We start from the raw sequence: 12356 nt of genomic DNA, 5'->3' as shown, positions 1-12356 counted from the left end.
AGAATTCAACTAATAGATTAGTTCATAACATATTTTATGAGTTATTTTTATTAATTTTAAGTCGTGCATCTTAGCACAATCAAATATATATTTCCTTAAAAAAGAAAAATTTTAAAAATAAGCGTTTTTGATATTTTTAAAATTTATTCATAATAAAATAAAGTTAGCTAGTCAATAAACTAGTATAAAAAGAAAAAGGAGATTATAAGATGAAAAAGTTATTATCAATCATTGGTGCTTTGGGATTATCAGCAACAACAGCACCAGTATTATTTAATAGTACAAATACTTTAAACACTGATACAAATGAAAAAACTAACGTAGAATTTGGTACAAATTCTTTAGGATCATTTTATAACACTAATCAATTAAGAAAAGTTTTCAATACAGAGACTTTTAATGGAAAAGGTACAGAAACAAGCACAAGTAATTATTCTGTAGAAAGTTTATCAGCATCTTGAATTTCTACTTTAATTTATAGAAAAGATGTAAACATAATTAATTTAGAAGGAAACTTTTTAGTTGACACATCAATTAGAACTGATTCTTTTGATTCAATTTTATTGAAAAGAAAAGATATTGACAATAATGAAAAAGCCACATTTGAAGGATCAATTATTAAAAAAGATAATAATGGTGATTTAATTTGGAGCATTGATTTAGAAACAATATACTATGTAAACGAAGCAACAAATAAGGGATATGTAGATGTTAAACTTACAAATACAGCATTTGATGCATATAAAAATGACAACGGTGTAAATTTTGTATTCAAAGCGCAACAAGAAAACTGATATATAAATAACAATATAAGTACAAGCCAAGAACTAGGAAACGAAATGTTATTGCCAATTTCTAACCTAACAGCATCAAATAGTCTTGTTGTTATAGGAAAAAATAGAGAAACAAAGGAATCTACATCTGGTTTAACAGGAAATAAAGTTGATAATTCATTATATAACTTACAAAGAACTAAAAGAATTTCATTTTATGGAAAAATGAGATACTCAATTAGTCAACCTAATTATAGATATCATGTTATGGTAGATTCAGTTGAATTTATAAAAAATGAAACTTTATCAACAGCAAATGAATTATTTTTTGAAACTAATTATCAAACAATTTATGATATTCCAGGAGTTGAAACTATTAATGCAACTTTACAATTAACTATGAAAATATCAATTGATCCTGTAACTAACATTGCAACTTTCTCAAACAAAGGATTAATAGATTTAGATAACACAAGTTCTTCTGTTTCAAACTCATGAATGGAAATAACATATGCTTTTAATAAAGGAGCTATTTGAGCTTAACAACAATCTCAAATAAATAAAAAGGTTATAGCAAAATGAAAACTATTAAGTTATTAAATATTCTTTCTGGTGCTACAATTGTAGCTTCACCAACTTTGAGTATTTCATCTATAAAAGAAAACAAAGTAGTTGATCGTGTACAATGAATAGAACATTCTTTAAACTTTAATACTAAGTTTATTGAAACTGATCAAAATAAAGAAGTAGTGCCTAATCGAGTTTATGAAACAAAAGGCCAAATGAGCGATCTTTTGAATAATTGATTATTATATAAAGAACTAAATGAAATAGAGAATATTAATACAACTAATTATTCAAGTAAATTTATTTCAAAAAGTGAATCTGGTAAAAAATTAAACTATGATTTTATGACCAAATTACTAAGTTCTGATGACATAGTTGTAAATAAAATGAATTTTTATGTAAACGATGTTAAAGATAAACAATATAGTGTAGATATGGTCGGAGATTTTATAATAGATAAAAAAGAATATAAATCAATGTCTATTTTAGGTTATGAAAGTACAATGAAATTTACTTCAGAAGAATTACTAAGTGGATTTCAAATTGCTTTTAGTTATTATTCTTATGATATTTTAAGTTTTGTTCATCCTGAAAAGTGAAATGCCAAGGCGACTTTGAATGAATCACCAACAGTAAATGTTGGTACATTAAATGAGTATAAAAATTATTTTAATTCTCATCCTGATCAATACAGCAAAGTTATTGCACCATATTGACTATTAAAAGATGGTGTAACTGGTGAAGAATATCAAGTTAGTGCAGAAAGTTTAAATGGTTCTGAAATATTAACTGGAGAAAATAGTGGTTCATTTCTTTCAATATTACTTTCTGAAATTAATGCAGAAACAAATAGATACTATTTAGTTATTAATTGGCATGCCAAAGTAGGAAATAATTTTGTTTCTGGTAGGTATAGTAATAAAAAATATGATAAAGAGATTTTTGAATTAAAAGATTGTGAAATTTCACTAAATGTAATGATGAATAAATAAATTTGAGATATAAATTAAATTATATTTTTAAAAATTAAACTGCAATATTTATGAAAAAATGATTTCATATGTTTGCAGTTTTTTTTGCTTCAAAAAACTCTTGGCCTATTAAAGCACAAAGAATTAATCTTTAATAATTATCAAATAAAAATCTAACCATTCTTTTTAAGAAAATTACATACAATTGATGAACTTTTGACTTTTAATTTTGATATAGGTGTTTCTTTAATTACTTTAAAAAAGAAATAAAATTAAATCCTTTCTAAATTCAAAACAAAATGTTAATATTTATATATTGAAAAAAATACTTAAGAAAGGACTTTATGAACACAAATAAAAAAACTTCAACAAATGCAGAATTTTTTAAAATAATTTCTAAGTATTATATAAAATACTGATGAATAACAGTTATTTTAGCATTAACAATTTTATCTTTTTGTTTAACTAGAGCTTCAATTCCACTTTTAACACAACAAATCACTTTAGCAATTAAAAGTGAAAATCGTGTTGATTTAAACGAGGCTGAAAAAGCTCTTTTTTGAGGATGAAGTTCTACAACAATTATAATAGTTGCTGTATCTATGATTCTAATAGATGCTATTGGAACTTTTGTATTTAACTATTACTCTTATATTTTAGGAAGAAAGGTTGAAATTGATTTAAGAAATAAAATTCTTGAAAAATTGGTAAGACAAGATATTTCATATTATTCAGACAAAAAAATTGGAGAAATTCTAACTAGTGTTGTTGCTGATACTCAAAACTTAGGTGAGGGTGCTGTTAGAATTCCAACAAATATTGGTATTTCATTATCACAATTTGTAGTAGCATTTATAATGACATTTATTCTTGCATGAAAAATTGCAATTTTTGGATCAATTATTTACTTTGCTTTATTAGCTTTATATTTTGTTTTTTACATTCAAACTGTTAAAAAATATGCAGTTGTTAGAGAAGTCTATGAAGAGGTTAATGGTAATGTAACTGATAGGGTCGGAACAATTAGATTAATTAAATCAACTGGAACAGAAGATTATGAAAAAGCATTTTTAGAAAAGCAACAAGAAATTAATTATAAAGCGCATAAACCAGCTATTTTAAATTTATCATTCTTAATGACTACAGTTTATGCAGGTTCAATGATTTTACAATTTGCTATTCCAATCATTGCAGGAATTATTTACTCAATTATGGGTGATCAACAAGCATCATCGACATTCTTCTCAACCACATTCCCAGCATATATGATTAACCAAGCAAGTTTGATTGCAACATATAGTAGTTTAATGGGGATTACATTCTCATTGGCAGTAGCAGGAGTTGCTAGTGTAAAGGTATCAAACTTGTTAAAAGATGAATCAAGACTAGATCCACATTATACTGATGGAATTATTGTTAATGATATTAAAGGCAATATTGTGTTTAAAGATATTGAATTTAGATATCCAGAAAAACCAGAAAAATTAATTTTGCCTAAATTTAACTTTACATTTGAAGAAGGCAAATCATATGCCTTTGTTGGTGAAACAGGTTCTGGTAAATCAACCATCGCTCGTTTGTTATTAAGATTCTATGATCCAAGTAATGGTGAAATTATTATTAATAAAGATCAAAACTTAAAAGACTTAAATTTATCAAGTTATTTAAGACACATTGGTTATGTAGAACAAGAACCACAAATTTTATTTGGTGATGTTTATGAAAACGTTAAATATGGGAGATTTGATGCAACTAATGAAGAAGTTATTGAAGCTTGTAAAAAAGCTGAAATACATAAATTAATTAGTTCATGACCAGAAGGATATGACACAATTCTTGGAGAAAGAGGATTTATGTTATCTGGTGGACAAAAACAAAGATTAGTTATTGCTAGAATGATTTTAAAAAATCCACAAATATTAATCTTAGATGAAGCTACTTCTGCTTTAGATAACATTGTAGAAAAAGAAATTCAAGCAAAACTAAATGAATTGATGAAAGGCAGAACAAGTTTTACTATTGCTCATAGGCTTTCAACAATTAAAAACGTTGATCATATTATTGTTTTAGGTGGAAATGCTAAAGGAATAGTACAACAAGGAACATTTAAAGAGTTAGTTAAAGTGGAAGGCCATTTTAAAAACTTATACGAAGCAGGGTTATTAGAAGAACAAAATCATTAAGGAGGGAATTATGAAAAAGAAAAAAGAAATTTCGAACAGTCGAGCTTTTATATACTTATTTTTTAAATATTATAAGCAAGATTTTAAAAAGAACTGATGAGTAATTCCTAACTTTATATTTTGAGCATTTATGCTATTCTTAGCTCCTTTGTTAACAAATCAAATAAATTTAGCTTTAAGTTTAACTGATGCTCAAAAAGCCGCATCAAGTGGCTTTTGATTGGTTAGATTTTGAGGATTGGAAACTACTGAGTTAATTATTATTTCTGTAGCTTTATTAATTTTTAACTTATTTAATTCATTTTTATTTAACTGATGATCAAATACATTCGCAAAACAAATTGAGACTCATTTAAGAAATGAAGTATTAGAAAAATTAATAAGACAAGATATTTCATATTATTCTGATAAAAAAATTGGAGAACTTTTAACTAATGTTATTTCAGATGCTCAAGTTGTAGGAAATCAAGCTGTTGATATTCCGATGAATGTAGCTAGTGCATTTTTCCAGGCAGTAATTGGGTTAGCATTAACTTTTATTCTTGAGTGAAGAATTGCATTGGTTGGATTTGTAATTTTTATGCTTATTTTGATTGCATTTTTTGGTTGTTATATTGCATTAGTTAAAAAATGAGAAAGAGTTAGATTAACTTTAGAAAAAACTAATGGTAATGTAATTGATCGTGTTATTTCAATTAGATTAATTAAATCTTCAGGAACAGAAGATTATGAAACACAATATTTTAAAGATAAACATGTTGATTATTATGATCAAGGAAGACCAATTGGAAAATGGCTAAGTTTATTTTCAGTGATTGTTTTTGCTGGTGATTTCTTATTATTATTTACTGCCCCTGTATTTGCCGCTGTGTTTTTTGGTGGAGGATCTGATACAACAAGAATGCAAGCGTTCTTTCAAATTTTTCCTGCTTTTGTTATGGCACAAGGGATGCTAACTGGACCAATTATTATTTTATTTGTAATATCAGGTGGTGCTGCTATGGCTGGGGTTTCATCTTCAAGAATTTTGAAAACATTAAATGCTGAATCAATTTTAGATTTCCATTATCATGAAGGCAAAGAAATTAAAGATTTAAAAGGTGATATTGTTTTTAAAGATGTTAAATTTAGATACCCAGAAAAACCAGAAAACTTAATCTTACCTAATTTTAACTTTACTTTACAGTATGGTAAATCATATGCATTTGTTGGTGAAACTGGTTCTGGTAAATCAACAATTGCTAAATTATTATTAAGATTTTATGATCCAACTGAAGGACAAGTATTAATTAATCAAAAAGAGGATTTAAAGGAATTGAATTTATCAAACTATTTAAGTCACGTTGGTTATGTAGAACAAGAACCACAAATTTTATTTGGAACAGTTTTAGAAAACATTAAATATGGTAAATTTGATGCAACTGATGATGATGCCATTGAAGCATGTAAAAAAGCTGAATTACACGCATTAGTAATGAGTTGACCTGAAGGTTATCAAACAGTTTTAGGTGAACGTGGATTTATGTTATCTGGTGGGCAAAAGCAAAGATTAGTGATTGCTAGAATGATTTTAAAAAATCCTGAGTTATTAATTTTAGATGAAGCTACTTCTGCTTTAGATAATATTGTTGAAAAAGAAATTCAAAATAAATTGAATCAATTAATGAAAGGTAGAACAAGTGTTACTATTGCTCATAAACTTTCAACTATTAAAAATGTAGATCACATTATTGTGCTTGGTGCTAATGGTGCTGGAATAGTACAAGAAGGTACGTTCAATGAATTAACTAAAAAAGAAGGCCATTTTAAAAACTTGTACGAAGCTGGAAAAATCGAACATTAGAATAAAATTTTAAAGCATTAAAAATAGTTTTTATTTTGTTATTTAAAAATGTTAGCGCAAGCTAGCATTTTTTACATTATAAATTATTTATTAAGTTATGATTTTAGCTTTTTAAAAACATATAAAAACATGTTTTGTTATTTTAATATATTATATTTATAAGAAACCTTGAGGTATATATGTGTTAAGTATTTATGAAAAATTGGAAAATATATTAAGAATGAATGATGAAAGCACTTATTATAAAATTGCTGAAGTTATTGTGGCAAATTTATTTAATAAGAAAATATTAAGTCAAAAGGATCTATCCGAACAATCTTATTCATCTTTGTCAACTATAACTAAATTTTCAAAATCTTTAGGTTATAGCGGGTATTTGGAATTAAGTATTTTATTAAAACTAGAAATGGAAAAGTATAGTGCTAAAAAAACAAAACCATCTTCTAGTTTCTTGAAATTAGATATTGAAAAAGAAATTCGTGAATGAATAAAGAATAATACAGTTTTTGTAGAAAATTTTATTTCCATTTTGAAAGGAAATTCATTTTTTAAAATTAATACATCATATCAATTAGCTAGTTCTGGTTTATTTTTAAAAGACATATTAACTATCAAAAATAAAAATGTTTCTTTAATTACTGAAAACTTTAGTCTTTTAAAAAATACTACTAACAGAAAAAATGAAGATATCAATTTAGTTCTTCTTTCTGGTAGAGATACTTTTACAATGATTAGCTATTTAAATTTGAATTCGCAAAATTGAAATATGAATAATACTTTTATTTTTGTAACGCCAAATCATTTTAAAAAGCTTACAACAAAATTTAAAAATGTTATGATAATTGATTTTGAATCAGACAATTCAAGTTTCATTTTGAGAACGTTCGCTTTTAATTATCTTTTTGCTCTAATATCAGAATATATTTAAAACAAATGTAAACAATTTTCTTTTTTGAAAATAGTTTTCTTGTTTTTTTTTTTTTTTTGTTATCACATCAAAGATGCTTAAAATTAATATTGAAAGGAAATAAAAAAAATGAATATTAAAGTTTACGCACCTGTTGATTGTGAAGTAAAAGAAATTACTAAATGTAGTGATAAAACTTTTTCACAAAAAATGATGGGTGAGGGAATTGTTATAGTTCCTATAAAAAACAATTTTGTTTTACCTTTTGACAAAGGCTTAGTATCAGTCATTTTTGATACAAAGCATGCATTTGGTTTCGAGATTAATGAAAATTTGAGTTCAATAATTCATTGTGGCTTAGAAACAGTAAGCTTAGAAGGAAAACCTTTTGATGTTAAAATAAAAGAAAATACATATTTGCAAAAAGGCGATCCAATTTTTGATGTTGATTTAAAATACTTAAAAAGTCAAAATGTTAGTTCTGAAACTCCAATTATTTTTGAACCAGCCTCAGATAAAACAATAAAACTAACTAACTTAAAAGAAGGAAAAGCAAAACAAGGTGATTTAATATGTGAAATTGAAATATCAAATAAGATTCAAAGCTCAAAAGACTTTTTTGTGACCAAGAATAAATATCAAAACGCATATTCTATTATAAATACAGCAGTTGGTTTGAAAAGTAATTATTCAGAAGTATATAATTGCATGACTAGATTAAGATTTAAAATTATTGATAAAAACTTGGTTAATGAAGAAAATATTAAAGCAAATGAATTAGTAAAGGGTCTTGTTTGAAACGGCAATGAATTGCAAGTAGTTATTGGTCAAGATGTATATAAACTTAAAGAAGAATTTATGAAAATGAATGAGTTTGCTGAAAGTGTAGGTAAATCTGAAAAGACAAAATCTTCTTACTTTAAAAGATTTTTACAAATGTTTGGTTCAATATTACCAAAACTTATACCAGTGTTTATTGGATTTGGTATGATTCAAGCGATAATAGGTATACTTGTATGAACAAAAATAATGCCAAACTTTTCTGTTACAATAGAATCAATCAAAGATTTAGTTAATGTAAAAGGATTTGACATATTTTGATTAATATTATTTGCAACAGGTAAATCATCAAATTTATTTATAGGTATATTTGTTGCATATGCAGCTTCTGAGTATTTTAATCTTAGAAAGATGATAGGAATAGGCATTGGTGTTACTTTATGTTCTCCAATCTTATTTTTGTCAGGAGGTTTATTAGGAATAGGTGGAGAATGAGAGTTATTTAACTTAGGAAAAATAAACGTAAGTGATCCAGGTTTACAAATGGTTTTGGATAGACTAACAAGTATAGTTATCACTCCAGGAAACATAAAATTATTTGTTATTATTTTTGCAATCTTTATTGCTAAAAAACTAGATGACTGAATAGGCACATGAGTTAGTCCAATTTTTGAATTAACAGTAAGACCTTTTCTTGTATTTTCAATAACTATATTATTATCATTTTGTATATGCATGCCTATATGAAATTTCTTTGAAAGTATACTTTCAGTTTTAATGTATTATGCAGGAAAAATACCTTTTGGAATTGGTGTTGGATTATATGCTATGCTATGACAATTAGCTGTTATATTAGGATTGCACTTAGTTTTAGGAATAGTAGGTATGGTACAAGTACTTACTAGCATTCAACTAGGAAATGGAGGATATGGAATATTTGGTCTGGGGGGATCAATATCTGTATACGCACAGCTAGGAGCATTAATCAGTATAATTATAGTAACAAAAAATTATAATTTAAAAAAAGCTGCAATATCTATGATACCAGTTGGAGTTTTAGGGATAACTGAGCCTATAATTTATGGTATTAATTTACCTGAAAAAAAACCTTTTTTAGCAGGGCTTATAGCAGCATTTATAGCAGGTGCTTTTGCTGGAATTATGGGTGTTACTCAAAGAATAGGAACAGGAATAGGTGTATTTGAAATTTTTGGTTATTTCCAATCAACAATATATGATCCGAATAATGAAGTGATAGGAGAACTTTCTAACTTAGCTAATGGTTTACTTTATATAACAAGTTGTCTAATTGCATTAGGAAGTGGTATTTTAATAGGATTATTTATTTATAGAGGAAGAACTGATGAAAAAAAACTAATAATACAAACAAACAAAAAGTTAAATAAATTTTTAGTTACTAAATATAATTTAAATGATTCAGATAAAAAAGCACTAGTTGAAAAAATCAACATGCTTGACAATGTTATAACAGATGAATATGTAAGACAATTTAAGGATATTGAAAAAAAATATTCTGAAATCTCAAAAGCACAAGCAAAAATTGAAATAATAAAAAGTAAAAATGACAAAAAAGTTAATTCTTTAATTAAAAAAGGGCAATTAGCTTTAAATAAAAACAACATTGAAAAAGCAGACGCAATCAGAGATCAAATCATAGCTTTAAAAGAAGAATTAAATATCTTTATTAACAAATTGGAAAAATCAATTATAGAAATAAGAAATACAATTGATTTAGAAGAATTAAAAATTTTACATGATAGTAAGTTAGAACAAATAATAAAAATTATTGAAACTTTAGGTTATGAAATAAACTTAAATTTATTAGCAAATAATTATTCAAATAATTTAAATTCACTTCTAATTTCTTATAAAGAGGTTAATTTAAATACTGATATTTTAAATTTAAAAATTAAAAAAGAAAAGAGATAAAAAAATGACAAAATTTCCAAAAAATTTTTTATGAGGTGCATCAACAAGTGCATATCAAATTGAAGGAGCAATTAACGAGGGCGGTAAAGTCCCTTCTATAATGGATAGGTTTGATGAACAACCTTCATATCCTGAAGGCATAACAGGATTTAAAGAAGCTTCAGATCATTACAACAAATGAAAAGAAGATGTAGCTTTAATGGCTGAAATGGGATTTAAATCTTACAGATTTTCAATATCATGACCAAGAATTATAAAAAATTTAAAAGGTGATATAAATTTTGAAGGAATCAAATTTTATAATGATTTAATAGATGAGCTTTTAAAATATAATATTGAACCAGTTGTAACTATGTTTCACTTTGATACACCAAATTTTATTCAAGAAGTCGGTGGTGTATGCACTGATAAATTTACTGAATTATTTGAAATTTACTCAAAGGTTTTATTTGAAAATTTTGGGTCTAAAGTAAAATATTGATTAACAATTAATGAATTAAATATGTTTGTTATGGCTGCAGATGTAATAGGGGTTGTTCCAAAAGATCAGCAATTAAATCCATGACAATTAATGCATCATTTAAATGTAGCACAAGCAAAAGCAATAAAGCTTTTTAGAAAAATGTGCCCTAATGGTAAAATAGGACCTGCACCAAATATTGGCGCAGTGTATTCTAACTCAAAAAAACCTGAAGATTATACTTCAAAACTTAATATAGATATGGTTAGAAATTGAGTTTATTTAGATATAGTTTGTAGAGGAGAATATAGCTCTTTATTCTTAAATGCAATAAAGAAAAATGGATTGTCTATAACTATAACTGAAGCTGAAAAAAAATTGTTGAAAGAATCTAAGCCAGATTTTATAGCTTTTAATTATTACTCAACAATGACTTCACAAATGCCAACCCAAAAAGAAGTTCATCAAGAGAAAAAAGACCAACAAAGAGGATTTTCTATTCCAAACTTTGGAGAAGCTGTTAAAAATAGTGAGTTACCTAAAACCGAATTTGGATGAGAGATTGATCCAATAGGATTTAGAAATACTTTAAGAGAAGTTTATGATCGCTATCAATTGCCTGTTATGATTACAGAAAATGGTATTGGTGGTAAAGAAAAATTAGAAGAAAGTGACAAAGTACATGATTCTTATAGAATAGAATACTATCAACAACACATTAAACAAATGGGATTAGCAATTGATGATGGTGTGGAAATGATTGGGTACATGCCTTGAAGTGCAATTGACTTAGTTTCTACTCACGAGGGTATTTCAAAAAGATATGGTTTTGTTTATGTTAATAGAGATGAATTTGACTTAAAAGATATGAGAAGAATTAGAAAAGATAGTTTCTTTTGATATAAAAACCTTATAGAAAGCAACGGAGAAAATATATAGTGATTTTAAATTATACCTATGATATTGGTGGTTTAAGTACGAAAAAAATAGTTTTTAACGATAAGCAAGAAATTATAAGCGAAACATTTTTAGAATATAAAAATATCAAAAGAATAGGACCAGGCTCTCAAATAAATGCTACTGAAGTTTTTGAAATTATTAGAAATGATATACCAAAAGATAAAAGTATAAATTTAGGTTTATCTATACCAGGTTTAATAGATTCAAAAAATAATAAAATACTTTCTGATTCTTCATTAAAATTTACAAGTGAGGTAAACTTAGATGAAATATTTAAAATCTTTAAAAATATTAAAAAGATTGTAATAGAAAATGATGCAAAGGCAGCTGCAATTGGAGAATATGTTTTTGGACAAAAAAGAAGTTGTTCTAATATGCTACACGTTACTATTGGAACAGGTCTAGGAGCAGGTATTATTATAAATGGACAGTTATATAAAGGAAATAAATTTGGAGCTGGTGAAATTTCTAAGATTTTCTCAAATTTTGAAAATGACAAAATAAATTTTCTAGTTCAATTTGGATCAACAAATGCAGCATTAATGCGATATTCAAATTCAGAAAATATGGAAAAACCAGTAGAAATAAAACCGATTAGTTTAAATTCAACAGAATCAGTTAAAATGAATATAATAGACGGTAAAGAATTTATGGAGCAAGTTGAAAAGCAAAATAAAATTTCTGAAATTATTCTTAATGACTGAATAAATAATTTAAGTAAGTTTCTTATATCAATTAATTTCTTTATGGATTTTGATTTAATAACAATTGGTGGAGGAATAAGTTCAAATAAAAGATTTATGAAAGAATTACAAACAAAGTTAAATCAATATACTCAGCTGTTTCAACAATTTTTAAATTTTGAAGGTGTTAATGTTTTAAAAAGTAAACTAGAAAATAAAGCTGGATGTTATGGTATGTTAATTAAACTGCTTGATTCTAACTAGATCTTGGAATATAAA

General features: G+C 25.9%; 8 protein-coding genes. All 8 read left to right on the top strand.

Features of this window, described 5'->3' with window-relative positions:
• Window positions 1-209 precede the first annotated feature (209 nt).
• The 8 genes from MTABA_RS02495 (at window position 210) to MTABA_RS02460 (ending at window position 12341) form a co-directional block, all read left to right on the top strand.
• A complete protein-coding gene (locus MTABA_RS02495; RefSeq protein WP_100679608.1) occupies window positions 210-1316 on the top strand; it encodes a lipoprotein in 1107 nt (368 codons plus the stop codon).
• Between the two features lie 35 nt (window positions 1317-1351).
• Window positions 1352-2332 carry a hypothetical protein gene (locus MTABA_RS02490; protein WP_100679607.1) on the top strand — a complete coding sequence of 327 codons (981 nt, stop codon included), beginning with the start codon at window positions 1352-1354 and terminating at the stop codon, window positions 2330-2332.
• Between the two features lie 323 nt (window positions 2333-2655).
• On the top strand, window positions 2656-4494 hold the full coding sequence (locus MTABA_RS02485; RefSeq protein ID WP_100679606.1) for an ABC transporter ATP-binding protein: 1839 nt from the start codon (window positions 2656-2658) through the stop codon (window positions 4492-4494).
• A gap of 10 nt (window positions 4495-4504) precedes the next feature.
• A complete protein-coding gene (locus MTABA_RS02480; RefSeq protein ID WP_100679605.1) occupies window positions 4505-6337 on the top strand; it encodes an ABC transporter ATP-binding protein in 1833 nt (610 codons plus the stop codon).
• A gap of 181 nt (window positions 6338-6518) precedes the next feature.
• The gene (locus tag MTABA_RS02475; RefSeq protein WP_100679604.1) at window positions 6519-7265 is read left to right on the top strand and encodes a hypothetical protein; all 747 of its coding nucleotides are present in this window, start codon (window positions 6519-6521) and stop codon (window positions 7263-7265) included.
• 108 nt (window positions 7266-7373) lie between these two features.
• Complete coding sequence (locus MTABA_RS02470) at window positions 7374-9974, top strand: PTS sugar transporter subunit IIABC (protein WP_100679603.1); 2601 nt, start codon at window positions 7374-7376, stop codon at window positions 9972-9974.
• A 4-nt stretch (window positions 9975-9978) separates the two neighbouring features.
• On the top strand, window positions 9979-11373 hold the full coding sequence (locus tag MTABA_RS02465; RefSeq protein WP_100679602.1) for a glycoside hydrolase family 1 protein: 1395 nt from the start codon (window positions 9979-9981) through the stop codon (window positions 11371-11373).
• Window positions 11373-12341, top strand: coding sequence for an ROK family protein (locus MTABA_RS02460; RefSeq protein WP_157799984.1), 969 nt, complete (start codon window positions 11373-11375; stop codon window positions 12339-12341). Before MTABA_RS02465 ends, MTABA_RS02460 begins: the two co-directional genes overlap by 1 nt.
• Window positions 12342-12356 lie beyond the last annotated feature (15 nt).

The organism is Mesoplasma tabanidae (assembly GCF_002804025.1).
In the GTDB taxonomy this organism is placed as follows: domain Bacteria; phylum Bacillota_I; class Bacilli_A; order Mycoplasmatales; family Mycoplasmataceae; genus Mesoplasma; species Mesoplasma tabanidae.
Note: the sequence above shows the minus strand (reverse complement) of the source record. Positions and strands in the feature narration are given on the sequence as shown.